Consider the following 19,450-nt stretch of genomic DNA (forward strand, 5'->3'; position numbering starts at 1 on the left):
CCGATGTAAAGAAATCGACCCAGAAGGGGTCATATGCTTATAAAAAACCAACAGAATAGTCAGTATTCGACCCCGAAGGAGTCATATGTTTATATAAATCCAACAAATTAGTCAGTATTCGACCCCGAAGGGGTCACATGTTTATAGAAATCCATCACAATAGTCAGTATTCGACCCCGAAGGGGTCGTACATTTACATCAAAATTCTCTTTTTATAAAATAAAATTCCTTCGGAATGGGAATCGACAAAGTGATATAAAAAAGACCTTGAAAAAAGTGTCAAATGTTTATGATAAAACAATCCAATGTAAAGAATTCGACCCCGAACGCGTCATATAAAAAAAAATTCCTTCGGAATGGGAATCGACAAAGTGATATAAAAAAGACCTTGAAAAAAGTGTCAAATGTTTATGATAAAACAATCCAATGTAAAGAATTCGACCCCGAAGGGGTCATATGTTTATAAAAATCCACCAGAATAGTCAGTAATCGACCCTGTAGGGGTCGTACATTCACATCAAAATTCTCTTTTTATAAAAATCAAATTCCTTCGGAATTAAAAAGAACAAAACAAAAACCTTGAAAGGGTCACATCAGTCTGCATATACTCACTCGCATAAAAATTGCAATCCTTACAATTATAATGGATTTACAAATTCATCATTTCTATTATGGAAACATCAAATTGTTTATTTTAACCACCAAAATCTTACACCGAACAAAAATAAATAAATGAAATCACGCAATTCTACAAATAGATTTCGGAAATTGACAATAGCTTACTATTTTTGTCAAGCAATTGGGGTCTTTGCCCAAAATTAAATTATTTATAAGCCAAAAATGAGAGAAATTCAATTTAGAGATGCTGTAAAGGAAGCGATGTCAGAAGAAATGCGTCGTGATGAAACAATATTCTTAATGGGTGAAGAAGTAGCTGAATACAATGGAGCCTACAAAGCCAGTCAAGGAATGTTGGATGAATTTGGACCCAAAAGAGTTATCGACACGCCAATTGCTGAACTAGGTTTTGCTGGTATAGGTGTTGGTGCTGCTATCAATGGTTGTCGTCCGATTATTGAATTCATGACTTTCAACTTTTCACTTGTTGCTATAGATCAGATTATCAACAGTGCAGCCAAAATAATGGCCATGTCTGCTGGTCAATATTCTTGCCCAATCGTGTTTAGGGGTCCAACTGGTAATGCTGGACAATTAGGAGCTCAACACTCTCAAAACTTCGAAAATTGGTTTGCCAATACGCCAGGTCTTAAAGTTGTGGTACCATCTAGCCCATATGAATGTAAAGGACTTTTGAAAGCATCTATTCGTGACAATGACCCCGTTATTTTCATGGAGTCTGAACAAATGTATGGTGACAAAGGAATGATTCCAGATGGCGAATATATATTGCCAATTGGGAAAGCCAACATAATTCAGGAAGGAAAAGATGTTACGATTGTATCGTTTGGAAAAATGATTCCTAGAGTGGTTTTACCAGCAATCGAGCAACTTGCCAAAGATGGAATCAGTGTTGAATTGATAGACCTTAGAACAGTAAGACCTATTGATTATCAAACAGTTGTAGATTCTGTAAAGAAAACCAACAGATGTGTAGTTGTAGAAGAAGCTTGGCCATTGGCTGCTATTTCATCAGAAATAACTTATCATTTGCAGCGATATGCTTTTGACCATTTGGATGCTCCGGTTATCAGAGTTAACAACATGGATATTCCTTTACACTACGCTCCTACGCTAATTGAGGCTACTTTGCCAAACGTGGCTAGGACGATTGACGCTGTAAAAAAGGTTTTATACAAAAAATAATATTTACGATAAATACTATAAAAAAAGGAGCATTCGCTCCTTTTTTTTATTTTAGTGGATTAAAAATCAAATCCCTGTAATCTTCCATTGATTTTTTAATGACTTCTCCAGCTCCTTGTTTACCATATTCATATGCTATTTCGCAATGTTGAGGTTCTCCTGGCAGATTTTTGTAGGTTAGAAAATAATGCTTTAGCTTTTCAATAACACCACCAGGCAATTCAGAAATATCGTTAAAGTTGCCGTAAATCTGGTCGCCTGTTAATACTGCTATTATCTTATCGTCGGCCTCACCTTTGTCAATAAAACAAAATCCGCCAATTGGCTTAGCTTGTAATAATATATCGCCATGAGGTATATGATGCGACGATAACACACAAATATCTAAAGGATCCCCATCACCCACTTTAATGCTTGTTGCACCCTTTTCTCTTGCAAACTCTGCCACTTTATCACCACAATAGGTCTGCGGAATAAATCCATACAAAGCTGGAACGATATTAGAATATTTTTGTGGTCTATCTATTTTTAAGAATCCTGATTCTTTATCAATTTCGTATTTAATGGTATCTGAAGGTACTATTTCTATAAACGTCGTTACGACTTCAGGGGCGTCTGGTCCAACCGAAATACCATGCCAAGGATGTGCTTTATATACTGGTTTCATTCTGTATTTTTTTTTGCAAATATAATCTTCAATCAGGCTAAAATCAGGAATTAAAAATATAAATATTAAAACCAAAACAACTTTTTTACGGTTTTGAACGTAAACTCAATTAAAAATTGAAAAATATTTGGACTTAAATTAAATTTTGCACGATTTTAGTGTTTGAATTGAACTGTAAGATTTATTTGAATGTAATATTTCTTGAGACTTTAATCCAATCTAACGTTTTTCTAAAACTAAAAATATGAACAAACCTAAGGCCATCAAAGATTATTCGAAGCTTTCAGATGATATGCAAGAAAGAATAAAATTGTTCTATCCAAATGGATTTTCAGAGCATTTGATAAGATTCACAGACAAAGATGGCAAGTATGTGAGTGCTTTGCCATTCGAAACGGATGATAAATATTATCTAATTAGAATGACCAATGTACAAGCTCAGAAAATCATTAAGGATGACACCGATTATGACGAAGAGGGCAATCTGAAAGAAGACATTAAAGATGACTATGAGGATAAATACACCGACTTAGACACCATGAGAGTAGGTGGTTCAAAAAGATCTGATGAAGATGAAGACTATGATTAAAGTTAATAAAGTGTTAACAAATCAAATATTGGTTTAATTTTTGCCTGATTAGCGTTTTAGAAATAGAAATTTAAAAATTAACGATGAAAAACATTTTTGTATTGGTATTCTTGGGATTGTCAGTTTCTGCATTTTCTCAAGAGTCTGGAATAAAGTTTGAAAAAACCTCTTGGAATCAAGCACTTCAGAAAGCAAAAGCTGAAAACAAAATAATATTTATGGATGCTTACACCAGCTGGTGTGGACCTTGTAAATCTATGCAAGCAAGGGTTTTTCCAGATAAAAAGGTAGGAGAGTTTTTTAATGAAAACTTTATTAATGTAAAAATTGATATGGAGCAAGGTGAAGGGCCTGCCTTGGGTATGAAATACCCTGTAAGAGGTTATCCGACGCTTTTCTTTATTGACCCTAAAACTGGAAAAATTGTAAATCAGGCCTTGGGTTATAAAAGCACTGAACAATTAATTCAAATTGGTGAGCAAACGCAACAAAAGAAGAAATCATCTATTTGATCTATATTGTTAAGAATATTGAAGGAGTAAGCTAAAGTTTGCTCCTTTTTTTGTGTTCAATTTGGTGATTTTACTATTCAACTAGAGAGATTTTCTTTAAATATTAACATCTGCATTCAAAAAACTAAGTACGTAGCTTATATTTGGGTCAAATTAAAAGAAATATGAAGGAGGTATATATCGTAGCCGCCAAACGCACACCCATCGGTAGTTTCGGAGGAGTTTTTTCAAATGTTTCAGCTGTAAAACTCGGAGCTGATATTGTTAAAAATACTTTAAATGATTCTAAAATAGCTGCAGCAGAAATTGATGAGCTATACTTTGGATCTGTTGTCCAAGCAAATCTAGGCCAAGCTCCCGCCACTCAAGTAGCATTAGGAGCTGGTTTGCCCAATTCAGTCCCAACAACACTCATTAATAAAGTTTGTGCCTCTGGAATGAAAGCTACCATGTTGGGAGCTCAGAGTATAGCTTTGGGGCAAAATAATGTAGTCATTTCTGGTGGCATGGAAAATATGTCACAAATTCCGTTTTATCTAGAAAAAGCAAGATATGGTTATGGATATGGAAATGGCGTTTTGATTGACGGTCTTGCAAAAGACGGTTTAACAGATGTCTATCAACAAAAAGCAATGGGTTGTTTTGCAGATGCAACGGCTTTGGCCTACAACATTTCGAGAGAAGAGCAAGACGAGTTTGCTATAAATTCCTATAAAAAGGCTGCTTTAAATACCTCAAATGGAAATTTTGCCATTGAAATCTCTCCTATTGAAATTACTGATAAGAAAGGAAATGTATCTTTAATAACTGAGGATGAGGAATTTAAAAAAGTGAATTTTGAGAAAATTCCAAGTCTAAAACCTGTTTTTAGTAAGGATGGAACTGTTACTGCAGCCAATGCATCAACGATTAATGATGGAGCCGCCGCATTGATTCTTGTATCGGAGGATTATTTAAAAGAACATAACCTTGAGCCATTGGCTAAAATTGTATCCTATGCAGATGGGGCAAGAGAGCCTGAATGGTTCACTACAGCACCAATAATTGCAGCCGAAAAAGCCCTTAATTCAGCAAATCTAAGCATAACTGACATAGACTTCTTTGAAGTAAATGAAGCGTTTTCAGTCGTTCCAATGGCATTTGCCAAGCATTTTAACATAGACAGTGACAAATTGAATATTTTTGGAGGAGCAGTAGCCATTGGCCATCCACTTGGCTGCTCCGGAGCGAGAATCTTGGTTACGCTACTCAACGTTTTACAAAATCAGAAAGCCAAATATGGTATGGCGGCTATATGTAATGGAGGTGGCGGTGCGAGTGCAATTATTGTTGAGAATCTACGATTCTAATCGAACAGTCACTGCATTTTTATGAGCAAACAATTGTTCTGCTTCAGCCATTATTTCTACGATAGGACCTAGGTTTTTAATACCCTCTTTACTTATTTGTTGGAGGGTAATTTTTTTGACAAAACTATCCAAAGAGACTCCGCTATAAGCTTTTGCATAGCCGTTGGTTGGCAAAGTATGGTTTGTCCCAGAGGCATAATCTCCGCAAGATTCTGGTGTATAATCACCCAAAAATATAGAGCCAGCATTGATAATTTTCTCAGCAATATCTTCTGGATTTTCCACTTGAAGTATCAAATGCTCTGCTGCATATTCGTTGAGTATATCTACCGCTATTTCCATATTTTCAACCAAAATAGCCTTTGAGTTTTCAAGAGCAAGTTTTGCTATTTCCTTTCTTGGAAGATTTTCTAATTGCTTTTTTACCTCTATCAAAGTTGATTTAATGATAGCTAAATCATCTGCAACAAGGATTACCTGGCTATCAGGGCCATGCTCAGCCTGTGACAACAAATCAGAAGCAATGAAAGCAGGATTTGCTCTATAGTCAGCTAATACAGCTACCTCTGACGGTCCAGCCGGCATATCAATGGCTGTTCCGAACTGATTAACCAATTGTTTGGCTGAGGTTACATATTGGTTTCCTGGTCCGAAAATTTTGTACACCTTTGGCACGGTATCAGTTCCAAATGCCATGGCTGCTATGGCTTGTGAACCACCAACTCTGAAAACATCGATAATTCCGCATTTATGGGCAGCGTAATAAATAGCGGGGTGATTGCTAGGCGAACACAACACCACTTGTTTACAACCAGCTATAAAGGCGGGAATACCCAACATCAAAACTGTAGAAAACAAAGGAGCTGAGCCACCAGGAATATATATGCCCACTTTTTCAATACCCACGCTTTTCCTCCAGCATTTTACGCCTGGCATGGTTTCTAATACACTTTCTGTAATTTGTTGGGCTTTGTGAAAAGTATAAATGTTTTCAAATGCTTGATCTATGGCATTTTTAAGCTCCGCATCTAGCAATTCACCCGCATTTTGAATTTCAGGTAAGTCAACTCTAAAATTATCGATAAGAATATTGTCAAATTCTAGAGCATATTTCCTCAACGCTTCATCACCTTTATTTTTAACTTCGAGAATGATGGGTCTAACTTTTTGCTCTATTTCATCGAACGCTAAAGTTGGTCGTTTGAGAATATCGGCATACTGATCTTTACTTGGAAACTCAAAAATATTCATTTATTAAAGTATCATTTTTTCAATTGGAATCACCAAAATTCCTTGTGCACCAGCATTTCTCAAAGCCTCAATTTTTTCCCAAAACGCCTTCTCTTCCAATACCGAATGTACTGAACTCCAGCCTTCTACCGCTAATGGCATAACAGTTGGACTTTTCATACCAGCTATGATGTTAATAATTTCAGGTAGTTTTTCGTTGGGAGCATTCAACAATATATATTTGTTGTCTTGTGCTTTTTGTACTGCATTAATTCTGAAAAGAATCTTTTCTAAGATGCTTTTATTTTCTACAGAAAGATTTTTATTCCCAATCAATACAGCCTCAGACTTGAATATCTCTTGAACTTCTTTTAAGCCATTGCTCAATAAAGTACTTCCAGAACTCACAATGTCGCAAACGGCATCAGCTAAACCTATGGATGGAGCTATTTCAACCGAACCGCTGATTTCATGAATATTGGCTTTAATGCCATTTTCTTTTAGGTATTTACCCAAAAGTTTTGGATAAGACGTTGCAATACTTTTATCCTGCAAAGACATAGGACCATCAAAACTATCCTCTCTTGGAATAGCGATTGAAAGTCTGCATTTCGAAAAACCTAGTCTTTTCACAAGGTTAACTTTTTTGGCAGATTCCACCAAAACATTTTCTCCAACAATTCCTAAATCAGCTACCCCGTCTTCTACATAACCTGGAATATCATCGTCTCTTAAGAACAAAAATTCTGCATTAAAGTTGGAAGAAATGGATTTGAGCCTACCCTTGCCCATGTCCAGTTTTATGCCACATTCTTTAAATAAATCTATTGAATCTTCACTCAATCTACCAGATTTCTGTATGGCTATTCTTATATTCTGCATTAAAATCCCCTGTAATGTTATATTCTGGCACAAAATTAGTTCTGAATTGTCAAAGTAATTTATAAAAAAGAAAATATTTTCTTTCAATTATTTTTGAAAATTCAAATAGTATAAATATCTTTAACGCAAGTTGTGCATCCTAATAAAATATAATGAAATGAAAGACCTTAAATTAAACTATCACAAGGCAAAAACGCCTAGTTCAATTATCAATCACTGGTGGTTCAAAATCCTTAATCTAATGCTCATTCTTAGCCTAGTTTTTTTTGGCATAATGAATTTCTAAAAAGCCCAAGTTCAAGCTATCTGGATATTGGATTGAGTTTATGTTAATTTTTGTTCATTTACATCGATTAATTATTATTTTTGGATAATTAATTTAGATTTGAATGAAGAATATTATTTTCTTTTGTTTTCTCAATCTCCTTTCCACTTCTTTTGTAAATAGCCAAAATCGCTATTTTGTTTATCTGAAAGATAAATCGAATTCTACTTTTAGTATATCCGCTCCAGAGAAATTCCTCTCCAAACGCTCCATAGATAGACGTAAAAACCAAAATATAGCTATCAATTCTTTAGATATTCCTGTCAACCTAAATTATATCAATCAATTAAAAACGGCTGGTGCAAAAATAATTGGCACATCCAAGTGGCTCAATGCAGTTTTGATTGAAACAAATCCTGAAATTTTAGCTAAGATTAGCAAACTAGATTTTGTAAAAAATATAGATGGCAACCAAGACATCAGAGGTGCCAAAGTGGCTACAATTTCCAAGATGACGGGTACAATCGATAAATTTGGCAGCTATGAAGAATTTAACTATGGAAACTCACTGAACCAAATACAACAATTGGGTGTGGAGGAAATGCATAAAAAAGGTTTTACAGGAAAAGGCGTTTTGGTTGCAGTTTTTGATGCTGGATTCGACAAAGCCCAAACGATGGATGCTTTTAAACATCTATTTTCGGCAAAAAAAATCGTAAAAACTTATGATTTTGTTTCAAACGATACAACTGTATTTGAATCCCACTGGCATGGAACAGCTGCTATGAGTTGTATTGGAGCTAAGTTAAATGCTCAGTTAGTAGGAACTGCACCAGATGCTGATTTTGCTCTTTACAAAACTGAAGATGTAGGTTCTGAAACAAGGATAGAAGAAGTTTACTGGTTATTTGCAGCTGAAAATGCCGACAGCTTAGGTGTAGATGTAATAAACTCTTCCCTAGGGTATTATTCTTTTGACAACCCGTCAACAGATTATAAGTTCGAAGACCTCAACGGTGACAAAACAATTTCAGCCCGTGCTGCTGACTATGCTGTAGCAAGAGGCATTATTGTGGTCAATTCTGCTGGAAATGAAGGTAATAATAGTTGGAATCACATTGTTACGCCCGCTGATGCGGACTCCGTAATTTCGGTTGGAGCTGTGGATGCGATAGGAAATACGGTAGGTTTCAGTTCTCCCGGACCCAACGCAAAGAATACCTTAAAACCAGAAGTCTCAGCTCGTGGGTCTCAAACTACTGTTGCAATTTCCAACCCGAATGCAAGTTCTTCTTCAGGAACTTCATTCTCCTCACCACTAATTGCTGGCATGGTTGCAAGTTTAAAGCAACAGTTTCCTCAATATAGTGCGATGAAAATTAGAGAGTTATTGATAAAATCGGCTAGTAAATACGAAACACCAGATAATAAAATCGGGTACGGAATTCCAAGTTATAAACGTTTTGTGGAACTTGCTCAAAACCTATTGGCTATTGAAAATTATTCTGAAGAAACAGTCATTTTTCCAAACCCGATAAATAATGAGCAAGCCATTAAAATTAAAATTAATGGGATTGAAATTTCTGATAATCAGCATATAGAAGTATTTGACCTGAATGGAAGACGTATTTTTGAAAATACAATTACAATGGACGAGTTTAGGACAAACCTGTCCAAATTTGGCTCGGGAACATACAGTATAAAAGTCCAGGTTGCAGATAAAATGCATACTAAGAGGTTTATTAAACTCTAGGCAGCCAATAAAATCAAAAAAGCTCCAATGATGAAGCTTTTTTGATATCCAGAACATTACTTAATTCTTTCCTTGATCTTGTTTTTCCTGTTCCTTCAGATGGTTGGTCATTTGCTTACATGCATCTTCCAAAATAGATATCATCTTTGGGTCTTGGGTGGAATCTTTTAGCATTTGTGAAAGATTACCTACAATATCAACTGCAAAATGTCCCATTTCGTCCACCGGCATATCTTTTGTCCAAAGATTTATACCTAAAAGACCTTTGTGATAATGATCCCAAATGCTGATAAATATCGCTTTTGTTTCGTTTATTCCTTCGTTTGGATTTTCAGTAGCGTCCCAAAAAATTTTCTCGGGAATCCTACTTTGGTCCAAGTCTATCGTAAAATTAATTTCTGATTTTAACATTTTATTTCTATTCTGATTAATAAATACTGATTATTGGTTACTTCCAAAAACTCTTTTAAGTAGCTCTGAGGTTCTTGCTAGTGGATTTTCTCTAATTTTGGCTTCTTCTTCTGCCACCAGCAAAAACAAACCGTCTACAGCTCGCTGAGTGGCATACCCTTTGAGGTCTGGATTGATTTTTGAAACAAATGGCACTTTATTATACACATTTGCTAGATCACTATAATATTTAGTGGCATTGGTATTTTCCAACGATTTGAGCATGTGAGGTTCGAAAGCTTGTATTAGTTGAGCTGAAGTAGTTCTTTTCAAAAACTGTGTTGCAGCATCTTTCTCCCCTCTAAGAATATTTATGGCATCTCTAATGGTTAGCTGCTTAATGGCGGAAATAAAAATAGGCTTGGCCTGTTGGGCGGCATTTTCAGCACCTCTGTTTAGAGCCAAAATAAACTTATCTACCTCTCCTCCAAGGCCAATTCCTCTCAAGGTAGTCTCTACTTTTTGAACTTCCGGAGGAAACGGAATTCTAATTTTTGGATTTTTAAAGTAGCCATCGATGGCAGAGGCTTTGTCGGCTCCCAAATTTATCCCTACAGAAAGAGCCTCCTTTAGTCCCTCTCCTACCTCTGCTTCGGTAAGGGGGGCACCTGCTAATACAGAATTTACGATTTTCCCAAAATTTAATTTCTGACCACAAGAAATCAAACCGAATAAAAAGAAAATCGAAAGCAATGCAAATTTTTTCATTTATGTAAATTTTATATAATTGGATTTGTCCTTTTATTTGGAGAAATTCGGACGTCTTTGTATTTGAACGCAAAATTAATGAATTTTGTAACAGCAAATAATAAACTTTTTTAGATGAAAATAATTTATGCCGAAGTAATAACCATTGGTGATGAAATACTTTATGGGCAAATAACTGACACCAACTCAAAATGGATATCGGAAGAATTAGATAAAATCGGTATAAAAACAATCAGAAAATCTTCGGTTGGCGACCAAAAACAACAAATCCTGAACATTCTCGACGAAAGTCTTCAGAGAGCTGACATTGTGCTGATTACTGGTGGTTTAGGGCCAACTAAGGACGATATTACAAAAAAAACATTGGCAGAATATTTCAATGATGAGTTGGTAATCAACCCCCATGCTGAAGAGTTTATTAGAGGCTTTTTCGAGAAAAGAGGAAGGCCATTTACCGAACTTAATAGACAACAAGCAGCAATACCTTCTCAATGCACTTATTTGCACAATGCCACAGGTACAGCCCCTGGAATGTTGTTTGAACACAATGGAAAAGTGATTGTCTCCATGCCAGGAGTTCCGCTGGAAATGAAATATTTGATAAGTAATGAAGTTATACCAAGAATAAAATCAAAATTTGAATTACCCGAAATTGTTCATAAAATAATCAGGACGATAGGTCTGGGAGAATCATTTTTAGCAGAAAGAATAGAGAATTGGGAAGATAGCTTACCAGAACATATCAAACTGGCCTATTTACCGAGCTTTGGGGAGGTAAAATTGAGATTGACTGGAATGGGTGAGAACAGATCAAAAGTAGAAGAACAAATACAGCTCGAAGTTAATAAGCTAATTCCATTAATAGAAGAACACATTTTTAGTTTTGAAAATGAAGAGATTGAGAAATCTGTTGGAAAAATATTAAATGAAAGTGGAACGTCGCTTAGTGTTGCGGAGAGTTGCACTGGAGGCTATTTGTCCCATTTGTTAACCTCTATTCCTGGAAGTTCGGCTTATTTTATGGGGGGAGTAGTGAGCTATTCAAACGAAGCAAAAATGGATGTTTTAAAGGTAAAACAAGAAACATTAACTAAATTTGGGGCAGTAAGCGAACAAACTGTTATTGAAATGGCCGAAGGCGTTAGAAATGTTATGAAAACGACCTATGGAATTGCAACAAGTGGAATAGCTGGACCTGATGGGGGAACAGATGAAAAACCAGTCGGAACAGTTTGGTTAGCAGTCACTGACGGAAAACAAACATTAACAAAAAAACTAAGCCTAGGCAAAATCAGAATTGTAAATATAGAATACAGTGCCAAAGCTGCTCTTAATTTTTTAAGAATATTAACCAAAGGTAAGTAAAGATATTTATGGCAAAAGTAGAGATATTAATGCCCAGCATGGGTGAAAGTATTTTTGAATGTACGGTTCTGAAATGGTTGGTCAACGAAGGCGACCATGTGGAAATTGACGATATGATTTTGGAAGTTGCCACCGATAAGATTGACACTGAAATTGGTTCTTCGCACAGTGGTTACATTACCAAATTCTTGGTTAACGATGGTGACGTGGCACTAATAGGTAGGCCAATTTGTGAAATAGAGACCGAAAGCGATGCTGTTGTTTCGAAACCTACAGAAAAAGCTCCTGCTATTATTGAGGATGAATATGTGGAGCAAATAGAAAAAGCCTTTGAGGAAGTCATTACTTCTCCAAGCCTAGTGGCCAGCACTAATACCAAATTTTATTCTCCTTTGGTACTAAATATTGCAAAAAAAGAAAATATTTCCCAAGCTGAACTAGATAATATCAAAGGTACTGGATTCGAAAAGAGAGTTACCAAAGATGATATTCTTAATTTTCTGAATTCCAAAAAGCAACCAAAAACATTTGTATCTGAGGCTCCTGTAATTAGTAGAACGGGCGAAGATCAGATTGTAGAAATGGACAGAATGCGAAAAATGATTTCGCAAAGAATGCTGGAGTCGAAAGCCATTTCTCCGCATGTGACCTCATTTATGGAGACTGACATGACGTCAGTGGTAAATTGGAGATTGAGAATCAAAGACAGTTTCATAAAAGAATTTAAAGAAAACCTCACTTTCACCCCTATTTTAATTGAGGCTGTGGTCAATGCCATCAAAAAATATCCAGGCATAAATATTCAGGTTAGCGGCGAAAATATCATTTACAAAAAAGACATTAATATAGGTATGGCAGTGGCTTTACCGAATGGAAATTTGATTGTACCTGTCATCCATCAAGCAGATAAATATTCTCTCAGCCAATTGGCAGTAAAAGTCAATGATTTGGCTAAACGAGCAAGAAACAACCAACTCAAGCCAGAAGAATTATCTGGCGGAACTTATACCATTACCAATATTGGAACATTCGGAAATTTATCTGGCACACCCATAATTATGCAACCACAAGTGGCCATAATGGCATTTGGTGTTATCAGAAAGTTGCCATCGGTAATTGAAACACCAGAAGGCGACTTAATCGGCATTAGACAAAAAATGGTGATTTCTCATTCGTTTGATCACAGGGTGGTTGATGGCTCTTTGGGTGGTTTATTTCTGAAAGAAGTGTCTGACTTTTTTGAAAACTTTGATACCAAAAGAGTCTTAAATTAAGAGATATGCTTTTCAACTCGTTCGAATTCATACTTTTCTTCCCAATAGTAACTTTCCTTTTTTTTGTATTTCCATACAAATACAGATGGATGTTATTGTTGACTTCAAGTTGTGTTTTCTACGCTTTTTTTAAGTGGGAATACATATTTATTCTTTTATTTACTATCATAATCGACTATTATGCAGGTATTTGGATACACAAAACACAGGGAGTAAAACGAAAATGGGCTTTGGCAACGAGTTTAGTTGCCAACATAGGTGTACTGGCTCTTTTTAAATATTACTATTTCATAATTGACAATTTTAATGCGGTTAGTTACAAAATAAACCAAACGCATTATGATCCACTTTGGCATTTTATTTTGCCGATAGGACTTTCTTTTCACACTTTCCAGGCTATGTCATATACCATTGAAGTGTATAGAGGCAATCAAAAAGTAGAACGAAATTTTGGTATATATGCCTTATATGTAATGTTTTATCCACAGTTGGTAGCTGGGCCAATTGAACGCCCTCAGAATGTGTTGCACCAGTTTTATGAAAAGTTTGACTTTGACTATGATCGTGTAAAATCTGGTCTGAGACTTATGCTTTGGGGAATGTTTAAAAAAGTTGTCATTGCAGATAATTTAAGTGTATTTGTAGATCAGGTCTATGGCGATTTGGGCAAATACCAAGGTACACCGCTTTTGATAGCCACCTTATTTTATTCTATTCAAATATTCTGCGATTTTTCGGGCTATTCGGACATTGCTTTGGGTTCTGCTAGAGTGATGGGATTTAAACTCATGAAAAACTTTGATAGGCCTTATGCAGCAAAGAGCATTTCTGAATTTTGGAAAAGGTGGCACATTTCTCTATCTACTTGGTTTAGAGACTATTTATACATTCCGCTCGGAGGAAACCGAGTGAATACCTTTAGAAAATATTTTAATCTTTTTCTGGTATTCATGGTCAGCGGACTTTGGCATGGGGCCAGCTGGAATTTCGTCATTTGGGGAGCATTACATGGATTTTACCAGATAATGGGACAATTGACAAAGAATTTTCAAACCAAATTTTTTGGACTATTTGGAAATAAACTCAGTGCCATATTACAAAATATCATAACAATCGCCCTGGTTGTATTTGCGTGGATATTTTTCAGAGCCACCAAGTTTTCCGATGCTAAATATGTTATCAAAAACATTTTTGCTAGCAGCAGTCACAGTTTTAAAGAAATCATCGCACTTATCGGTACTCAAAATCTAATCGTGGTTCTAATAGGAATATTGATTCTAGAGTTCGTTCACAGAATGCAAAACAAACAAGGTATGGGTCGTTGGGTTGAAAATAGACCTAAATGGCAGCGTTGGAGCATCTATTATTTCTTTTTGTTCTTTATAATTACTTACGGTTATTTCGGGGAGGTTCAATTCATCTATTTCCAGTTTTAAGGCATGCAATTCACTTTTAAACAATTCATTATAAGACTTTTAATTTTCGGGAGCCCAATTTGGTTTTTGATAATAACTTATATTGTTTTTGATCCATTTCATGTAATCTACAGCTATGATGCCTACGGAAGTAACTATCTGAAAACCTACAATAGGAATAAAATCAGTACGGAAACCTTCTTAAAAAACAACCAAAAATATAATTTCAGCTCATTTATTTTCGGCAGTTCTAGATCAAGTGCATTTCTCACTCAAGATTGGTCTAGTTTTATAAATGACCCAAAACCTTATCATTTTGATGCTTTCAATGACAACATTTCTGGAATAGCCGGGAAAGTTAAATATATTGAGAAGCAAGGAAACAAAATATCAAATGCCATTTTAGTAGTTGATAATGACACTTTTAACGAAAGTTTCGAAAAGTCTGAATCCATCGTTCACCTAAAAGATTATCGGTGGGAAGATTCTTCGAATGTCTTTCAATATCACTTGATTTTTTTTAAAGCGTTTTTTAAAAAGCAGTATTTCGTTTCATTTTTCGATTTGAAAATATTCAAAACATTTCGTCCTTACATGGATGAATTTTTTAAGTTTAAGTACTTTTATACCACACCAAATAATGATTTTCTTTTTCCAGAAAACATCGAGTTGCTGAAGAAAGACTCTTTGTCCTATTATAAAAATGATTGGTTTCCACATAAACCAGAAAATCCTAAAATGTATGAGAAAAGTATCAAGGAGCATCATTTAAAGGATTTGGAGCTTGTAGCAGACGCCTTTAAAAGAAATAAAACCAACTACAAAGTTATTATTGCACCACTTTATGATCAAAGGGTTTATAACTTAAAGGATAAAGCTTTATTAGAGAAATATTTCGGCAAAAACAATGTCTATGACTATTCAGGCAAAAACGAATTGACCAACTATTTGGGTAATTATTATGAAGGATCTCACTTCAAACCTGTAGTTGGCAAGAAAATAATGCAGGAAATTTATCAGTAATTTGAGAAAGCAAATTGAACCAAATTAGCTCCCATTTTTAATGCTTCTTGTCTTACACTCTCAGAATCATTGTAAACCGATGCATCTTCCCAGCCATTTCCTAGGTCACATTCATAGCTGAAGAAGCAAACCAATTTACCTTCGTGAAATATACCAAAGCCCTGTGGTGGTTTATTATCGTGTTCATGAACTTTAGGTAAACCCTTGCTAAACTGGTATTTCTGGTGATAGATAGGGTGAGAAAATGGAATTTCGACAAAATCATGTTCTGGAAAGACCTTTTTCATTTCCCTTCTGATAAACTGATTCAGTCCATAATTGTCATCAATATGTAGAAAACCACCCGATAATAAATAATTTCTAAGATTTTTTGCTTCGCCTTCATTAAATATCACATTACCATGGCCTGTCATGTGAACGAACGGATATTGGAAAATTTTTTTATCTCCAGGTTCAATGATATCTTCCTCTGGAAACAGATTAGTCTTCAGATTTTTATTACAAAAATTTATCAGATTAGGCATGGAGGTTTTGTTAGCATACCAGTCGCCACCACCGCCATATTTCAATTTAGCCACTTTGACAGTATACACTTGCGAAAATGAGCTAAATGATATCAAAATCACTATTACTAAAAAAACATTCTTTCTTATCATAATAAATTCAAAATACTTACTGCTACGACTCCTGCAGTCTCAGTTCTTAATCTGTTTTCACCTAACGTAACGGTCTTAAAGTTATTTTCTTTGGCCAATTTAAGTTCTTCCTTGGAAAAATCACCTTCAGGGCCAATTAATATCAATAATTCAGCATTCAAGTCTGTTTTGGTGATTTCCGTTGCTTGATTATCCAAATGTGCAATCATCTTTTGAGAAAAACGACTACTTTCTTTCAAAAAACTATTAAAACTGACCATTTCACTTATTTCAGGCATATATGCTTTCAGAGATTGTTTCATTCCTGAAATGGCTATTTTCTTAAAACGCTCTAAGTTGATTTTTTTAGGGTAGGTATGTTGTGTTTTTATGAAAAATATACCACTAATGCCGATTTCAACACTTTTTTCGATAAAATATTCTATTCTATCTGCGTTTTTTGTCGGACATATCCCAACAAATATTCTTCTTTTAGGAGCTTTATAATCTTTCTCGAAGTCAATAATATCGAATTTACAAGCTTTAGGATTGGGGTCTGATATCGAACATCGATACCAACCCCCAATTCCGTTGGTTACTTGAATAATATCACCTTGTTTTTTCCTGAGAACCTTTACTGCATGCAAGGAATCTACGGAATCAAGACATTTACTTTTTTCAATTTCTGGACTGTAAAACAAAAAATCAATCTTCGTCGAATCCATGCTTAAAGCTGTAGGCTGTCTTATCTAATTTTAAAGTACCATTGTTAAAATCATTGATAAATTTCTCAATAACCTCAACCGTAATTTCCTCAACATTTAATGCAACATCTAAACCAATACCATACTCAAAGTCCATATCAATCTCACAGAATTCGGCCACTTTCACAGTTTCCTCGTCTTCCATTTCTTCAATAAGTTCTTCAATCATCTGCTCGGCTTCCTCATTTACTTTCGAGCCTTCTACCCGATCTTCAAAAGGCACATAGTCTTTGTAAAGTTTAGCCACTTTTGTCTCAGCCTCTTCATACAACAAACTACTGTGATGCAACGACAATGTGCTCAAAAGTGCATCATAAATCACTTCCTTGCCTTCGTGCTTACCAACAAACTGAAAATGAGCAAACTCATTTTCATCGGACATATCTTCTTCGTCTTCTACCAAGACAAAAATTTGTTCCTCTTCTTCACATTCAGCTTTTAGCTGTTCGATTTCCTCTTCTTTGTATCCGTCGTTCATTATCTTATGTATAAAAGTTCCCTATATTTGGTTAATGGCCAATCCTCATCGTCAATGATGAGTTCTAATTTATCTACACTCTTTCTAATCACGTCAAAAAACGATCTCACTTCATTGGAATAAATATTCGCTTTTTCTTTTATTTCCTCTTCATTATTCGCTTTTTTACGAGCCTCAGTCATATCTTTTACATTCTTCGAAATTACATTTACATGCTTAGATATTTCCCTGATTATATTCAAAATAGGTTCCGCTTCTTCTTTCATCTCCATGTCTATCAATGACTTAGCCGTTTGCACAAGTCTAGTCTGATACTTTATGGCTGTAGATACCACATGATTTTGAGCCAAATCTCCGATAACTCTTGATTCTATTTGAATTTTCTTGATGTAATTCTCTAGTCTAATCTCATACCTTGCATGCAACTCTCTTTTATTCAGCACTTTCATGTTTTCAAAAAGCTCCACGGTTTGGTCAGAAATATAGGCTTCAAGAGCTTTAGGAACATCTTTAATGTTTGATAAGCCTCTTTTTGCGGCCTCGTCTTCCCACTCTTTTGAATAGCCATTTCCTTCGAAAAGAATATTTTTCGATTCTTTGATATATCTTTTAAGAATCTTCAAGATGATTCCTTCTTTTTTAGATGGATCCTTTTCTCTTTCTAAATCATATTCTTTTCTGAAAGATTCCAATTGTTTAGCCACAATGGTATTTAAAACCATCATGGGAGTTGCAGAGTTCGCAGAAGAACCCACTGCTCTAAACTCAAACTTATTTCCTGTAAAAGCAAAAGGAGAAGTTCGGTTTCTATCCGTATTGTCTAACAAAACAGATGGAATTCGATTCAAACCGAGTTTGATGTAGGCATTTTCACCTTTTTCAATTTCTATAATCTCCTTGTTTTCAATATCTTCCAAAACTTTCGTCATGGCGGTGCCTAAAAACACAGAAATAATGGCTGGAGGAGCCTCATTCGCTCCAAGTCTGTGCTCATTTCCTGCTGTGGCAACAGTTGCACGCAACATGTCTGCATGATCATGAACGGCCTTAACGATATTTACCAAAAATGTCACAAACCTCAGACTTTCTTTTGGCTTTGTACTAGGCCCTAATAGGTTGACTCCGGTGTCCGTTTTTATCGACCAGTTGTTGTGTTTTCCACTTCCGTTTATACCTGCAAATGGTTTCTCATGAAACATCACCTCAAAATTGTGTTTCTGAGCTGTCTTTTTCATTACATCCATCAAAAGAATATTGTGATCGCAAGCGAGATTTATTTCTTCGAAAGTCGGAGCCACTTCAAACTGCCCAGGAGCCACTTCATTGTGGCGAGTTCTAACAGGAATGCCTATTTTTAGAGCTTCAATTTCAAAATCAACCATAAAAGCGTTGATTCTTGGAGGGATAGAACCAAAATAGTGATCTTCAAGCTGCTGACCTTTAGCTGGTGAATGGCCAAAAACTGACCTTCCACACATGATTAGGTCTGGGCGAGAGTGATAAAGAGCTTTGTCAACTAAAAAGTATTCCTGCTCAATGCCACAAGTTGCCGTTACTTTCTCCACATTTCTATCAAAAATATTGGCTACGGAAGTGGCCGCCTTATCTAATACAATAGAGGAGTTCAATAATGGTGTTTTGGCATCTAAAAGCTCTCCTGTGTAAGAGAAATAAATAGAAGGAATACAAAGTGTACCTGTTCCGGAGCTGTTGTAGCTAATAAAAGCAGGTGAGTTTGGATCCCAAACTGTGTAACCACGTGCCTCAAAAGTTTCTCTTATTCCACCATTTGGAAGAGAAGAGGCGTCTGATTCTTGCTGAACCAAAGCACTTCCTTTAAATTTTTCTATGGCGTGACCATCAAACGAAATATCAAAGAAGGCATCGTGTTTTTCGGCAGTTCCACCCGTGAGCGGTTGAAACCAGTGGGTATAATGTGTTGCACCTTTTGAGATTGCCCAAGACTTCATAGCCGAAGCAACTTCGTCTGCTACATTGCCTTCTATATTGTCGCCTGTTTTAATTGCATTAGATACCTTTTTATAAGCATCAGGCGAAAGAAGTGTTTTCATGGCTTCATCTGTAAAAGTATGAATACCGTAGAAATCAGTTACTTTGCCTTCGGGAATTTGGATAACTGGAATGACGCGGTTTTGTGCCACATCAATCGCTTTCCATCTTAGTTCTGACATATTTGTTAATTTATGAGCTGTACCTTTTATATTTGAAGCAAAATAAGCATTTGTTTTTTTCTTTTTAAATAAAAA

Annotated in this window: 18 protein-coding genes; 9 read left to right on the forward strand and 9 right to left on the reverse strand. The window is 35.6% G+C overall.

From position 1 onward, the window contains the following. Positions 1-840 precede the first annotated feature (840 nt). Positions 841-1,824 carry a pyruvate dehydrogenase complex E1 component subunit beta gene (locus EGI24_RS09115; RefSeq protein WP_255048067.1) on the forward strand — a complete coding sequence of 328 codons (984 nt, stop codon included), beginning with the start codon at positions 841-843 and terminating at the stop codon, positions 1,822-1,824. A 46-nt stretch (positions 1,825-1,870) separates the two neighbouring features. Here EGI24_RS09115 and EGI24_RS09120 read toward each other — a convergent pair whose 3' ends face one another. Continuing rightward, positions 1,871-2,491, reverse strand: coding sequence for an inorganic pyrophosphatase (locus tag EGI24_RS09120; protein WP_255048068.1), 621 nt, complete (start codon positions 2,489-2,491; stop codon positions 1,871-1,873). Between the two features lie 244 nt (positions 2,492-2,735). Between EGI24_RS09120 and EGI24_RS09125 the strand changes: the two genes are divergently transcribed. The 3 genes from EGI24_RS09125 to EGI24_RS09135 all read left to right on the forward strand — a co-directional run bounded on the left by EGI24_RS09125 (position 2,736) and on the right by EGI24_RS09135 (position 4,941). Next, positions 2,736-3,080: a hypothetical protein gene (locus EGI24_RS09125; RefSeq protein WP_255048069.1), complete on the forward strand. Its 345-nt coding sequence runs from the start codon at positions 2,736-2,738 to the stop codon at positions 3,078-3,080. 83 nt (positions 3,081-3,163) lie between these two features. Further along, on the forward strand, positions 3,164-3,592 hold the full coding sequence (locus EGI24_RS09130; RefSeq protein WP_255048070.1) for a thioredoxin family protein: 429 nt from the start codon (positions 3,164-3,166) through the stop codon (positions 3,590-3,592). 164 nt (positions 3,593-3,756) lie between these two features. Further along, on the forward strand, positions 3,757-4,941 hold the full coding sequence (locus tag EGI24_RS09135) for a thiolase family protein (RefSeq protein WP_255048071.1): 1,185 nt from the start codon (positions 3,757-3,759) through the stop codon (positions 4,939-4,941). Here the strand turns inward: EGI24_RS09135 and hisD are convergent. Both hisD and hisG read right to left on the reverse strand, forming a co-directional pair. Beyond that, positions 4,930-6,192, reverse strand: coding sequence for a histidinol dehydrogenase (gene hisD / locus EGI24_RS09140; protein ID WP_255048072.1), 1,263 nt, complete (start codon positions 6,190-6,192; stop codon positions 4,930-4,932). The genes EGI24_RS09135 and hisD overlap by 12 nt on opposite strands. 3 nt (positions 6,193-6,195) lie before the next feature. Continuing rightward, positions 6,196-7,053: an ATP phosphoribosyltransferase gene (gene hisG, locus EGI24_RS09145; protein ID WP_255048073.1), complete on the reverse strand. Its 858-nt coding sequence runs from the start codon at positions 7,051-7,053 to the stop codon at positions 6,196-6,198. 389 nt (positions 7,054-7,442) lie between these two features. Here hisG and EGI24_RS09150 point away from each other — a divergent pair, with 389 nt between their 5' ends. Further along, positions 7,443-9,071, forward strand: a complete 1,629-nt coding sequence (locus EGI24_RS09150) for a S8 family peptidase (protein WP_255048074.1) — start codon at positions 7,443-7,445, stop codon at positions 9,069-9,071. Between the two features lie 60 nt (positions 9,072-9,131). Here EGI24_RS09150 and gldC read toward each other — a convergent pair whose 3' ends face one another. Both gldC and EGI24_RS09160 read right to left on the reverse strand, forming a co-directional pair. Beyond that, the gene (gldC, locus tag EGI24_RS09155; protein ID WP_255048075.1) at positions 9,132-9,482 is read right to left on the reverse strand and encodes a gliding motility protein GldC; all 351 of its coding nucleotides are present in this window, start codon (positions 9,480-9,482) and stop codon (positions 9,132-9,134) included. A 30-nt stretch (positions 9,483-9,512) separates the two neighbouring features. Further along, positions 9,513-10,229 (reverse strand): DUF4197 domain-containing protein, encoded by a 717-nt coding sequence (locus tag EGI24_RS09160; RefSeq protein ID WP_255048076.1) that lies wholly within the window; start codon positions 10,227-10,229, stop codon positions 9,513-9,515. A 114-nt stretch (positions 10,230-10,343) separates the two neighbouring features. Here EGI24_RS09160 and EGI24_RS09165 point away from each other — a divergent pair, with 114 nt between their 5' ends. The 4 genes from EGI24_RS09165 to EGI24_RS09180 all read left to right on the forward strand — a co-directional run bounded on the left by EGI24_RS09165 (position 10,344) and on the right by EGI24_RS09180 (position 15,306). Then, entirely contained in the window at positions 10,344-11,594 is a 1,251-nt protein-coding gene (locus tag EGI24_RS09165; protein ID WP_255048077.1) for a competence/damage-inducible protein A, read from the forward strand. Positions 11,595-11,602: 8 nt separating this feature from the next. Next, positions 11,603-12,868 carry a dihydrolipoamide acetyltransferase family protein gene (locus EGI24_RS09170; RefSeq protein ID WP_255048078.1) on the forward strand — a complete coding sequence of 422 codons (1,266 nt, stop codon included), beginning with the start codon at positions 11,603-11,605 and terminating at the stop codon, positions 12,866-12,868. Between the two features lie 5 nt (positions 12,869-12,873). Then, positions 12,874-14,304 carry an MBOAT family protein gene (locus EGI24_RS09175; protein WP_255048079.1) on the forward strand — a complete coding sequence of 477 codons (1,431 nt, stop codon included), beginning with the start codon at positions 12,874-12,876 and terminating at the stop codon, positions 14,302-14,304. A gap of 66 nt (positions 14,305-14,370) precedes the next feature. Further along, positions 14,371-15,306: a hypothetical protein gene (locus EGI24_RS09180; RefSeq protein ID WP_255048080.1), complete on the forward strand. Its 936-nt coding sequence runs from the start codon at positions 14,371-14,373 to the stop codon at positions 15,304-15,306. On the opposite strand, the gene EGI24_RS09185 is transcribed toward EGI24_RS09180, so the two are convergent. Genes EGI24_RS09185 through EGI24_RS09200 form a run of 4 tightly spaced genes read right to left on the reverse strand, consistent with a single transcriptional unit; the run spans position 15,300 to position 19,375 of the window. Further along, positions 15,300-15,962, reverse strand: a complete 663-nt coding sequence (locus EGI24_RS09185; RefSeq protein WP_255048081.1) for a DUF4159 domain-containing protein — start codon at positions 15,960-15,962, stop codon at positions 15,300-15,302. The genes EGI24_RS09180 and EGI24_RS09185 overlap by 7 nt on opposite strands. After that, positions 15,959-16,666, reverse strand: coding sequence for a 16S rRNA (uracil(1498)-N(3))-methyltransferase (locus EGI24_RS09190; protein ID WP_255048082.1), 708 nt, complete (start codon positions 16,664-16,666; stop codon positions 15,959-15,961). The genes EGI24_RS09185 and EGI24_RS09190 overlap by 4 nt, the downstream gene beginning before the upstream one ends. After that, a complete protein-coding gene (locus EGI24_RS09195; protein WP_255048083.1) occupies positions 16,647-17,183 on the reverse strand; it encodes a hypothetical protein in 537 nt (178 codons plus the stop codon). The genes EGI24_RS09190 and EGI24_RS09195 overlap by 20 nt, the downstream gene beginning before the upstream one ends. Next, positions 17,183-19,375 carry a glutamine synthetase III gene (locus EGI24_RS09200; RefSeq protein ID WP_255048084.1) on the reverse strand — a complete coding sequence of 731 codons (2,193 nt, stop codon included), beginning with the start codon at positions 19,373-19,375 and terminating at the stop codon, positions 17,183-17,185. The genes EGI24_RS09195 and EGI24_RS09200 overlap by 1 nt, the downstream gene beginning before the upstream one ends. Positions 19,376-19,450 lie beyond the last annotated feature (75 nt).

This window comes from Lacihabitans sp. CS3-21, assembly GCF_024343675.1.
Lineage (GTDB): Bacteria > Bacteroidota > Bacteroidia > Cytophagales > Spirosomataceae > Leadbetterella.

Bases quoted from the DNA above. Each gene is read 5' to 3' on its own strand.
- EGI24_RS09160 (WP_255048076.1), bottom strand. From the start codon at position 10,229: ATGAAAAAATTTGCATTGCTTTCGATTTTCTTTTTATTCGGTTTGATT.
- gldC (WP_255048075.1), bottom strand. From the start codon at position 9,482: ATGTTAAAATCAGAAATTAATTTTACGATAGACTTGGACCAAAGTAGG.
- EGI24_RS09170 (WP_255048078.1), top strand. From the start codon at position 11,603: ATGGCAAAAGTAGAGATATTAATGCCCAGCATGGGTGAAAGTATTTTT.
- EGI24_RS09115 (WP_255048067.1), top strand. From the start codon at position 841: ATGAGAGAAATTCAATTTAGAGATGCTGTAAAGGAAGCGATGTCAGAA.
- EGI24_RS09125 (WP_255048069.1), top strand. From the start codon at position 2,736: ATGAACAAACCTAAGGCCATCAAAGATTATTCGAAGCTTTCAGATGAT.
- EGI24_RS09190 (WP_255048082.1), bottom strand. From the start codon at position 16,666: ATGGATTCGACGAAGATTGATTTTTTGTTTTACAGTCCAGAAATTGAA.
- EGI24_RS09165 (WP_255048077.1), top strand. From the start codon at position 10,344: ATGAAAATAATTTATGCCGAAGTAATAACCATTGGTGATGAAATACTT.
- EGI24_RS09200 (WP_255048084.1), bottom strand. From the start codon at position 19,375: ATGTCAGAACTAAGATGGAAAGCGATTGATGTGGCACAAAACCGCGTC.
- hisD (WP_255048072.1), bottom strand. From the start codon at position 6,192: ATGAATATTTTTGAGTTTCCAAGTAAAGATCAGTATGCCGATATTCTC.
- hisG (WP_255048073.1), bottom strand. From the start codon at position 7,053: ATGCAGAATATAAGAATAGCCATACAGAAATCTGGTAGATTGAGTGAA.
- EGI24_RS09135 (WP_255048071.1), top strand. From the start codon at position 3,757: ATGAAGGAGGTATATATCGTAGCCGCCAAACGCACACCCATCGGTAGT.
- EGI24_RS09185 (WP_255048081.1), bottom strand. From the start codon at position 15,962: ATGATAAGAAAGAATGTTTTTTTAGTAATAGTGATTTTGATATCATTT.
- EGI24_RS09120 (WP_255048068.1), bottom strand. From the start codon at position 2,491: ATGAAACCAGTATATAAAGCACATCCTTGGCATGGTATTTCGGTTGGA.
- EGI24_RS09175 (WP_255048079.1), top strand. From the start codon at position 12,874: ATGCTTTTCAACTCGTTCGAATTCATACTTTTCTTCCCAATAGTAACT.
- EGI24_RS09195 (WP_255048083.1), bottom strand. From the start codon at position 17,183: ATGAACGACGGATACAAAGAAGAGGAAATCGAACAGCTAAAAGCTGAA.
- EGI24_RS09150 (WP_255048074.1), top strand. From the start codon at position 7,443: ATGAAGAATATTATTTTCTTTTGTTTTCTCAATCTCCTTTCCACTTCT.
- EGI24_RS09130 (WP_255048070.1), top strand. From the start codon at position 3,164: ATGAAAAACATTTTTGTATTGGTATTCTTGGGATTGTCAGTTTCTGCA.